At 45.9% G+C, this 582-nt stretch carries 1 pseudogene; it reads left to right on the top strand.

Annotated elements, in window-relative coordinates:
- Positions 1 to 273 precede the first annotated feature (273 nt).
- Positions 274 to 582, top strand: a pseudogene (locus tag OW491_RS18210) (hypothetical protein); the annotation flags it as partial.

Raw genomic sequence — 582 nt, forward strand, 5'->3', positions numbered from 1 at the left:
CGGCAGAAGTGGCCGATGCAACTGAAGCCATTGTGAAGCAGGCTGGCGTGACCGCTGAAACCATTCAAGACATTAAGAAAGGCATATTGGGGATTGCATAATGAGTGATCATGATTGGGTGGTAATTGGCTTTTTCCTTATGTCAGTTTGGTGGTTGCTTCTAATTAAGTTCTACCCTGATAGTAAAAACGCTTGTCTATATTACGCTTTAGGCTCTTTCCTCTTGGGTTTGTTAGGTCTGTTTTTAAACGCTTATACAGGCTTGGGGATTGCATGATGGAAAATGAAACCACATCACAAAGTCGCAGTGCGATCTTGTCTGGCGAGTTTGATAAGAATGATGTATTGCTGCCTTATCAAAAGCGCTGGATAGCGGATGACTCTCAATTAAAGATTGCAGAGAAAAGCCGACGAACAGGCGTGACATGGGCAGAAGCGGCAGACTCAGCATTGAGTGCTGCCGCCTCTGCTAATGCAGGCGGTGAAGATGTCTTCTATGTTGGTTCAACCAAAGACATGGCACGAGAGTTCATTGATGCTGTCTCGATGTGGGCCAAAGCTTACAGCTGCGCGTGTGATGAT

This window comes from Neptunomonas sp. CHC150, assembly GCF_030397555.1.
GTDB lineage: Bacteria > Pseudomonadota > Gammaproteobacteria > Pseudomonadales > Balneatricaceae > Neptunomonas > Neptunomonas phycophila.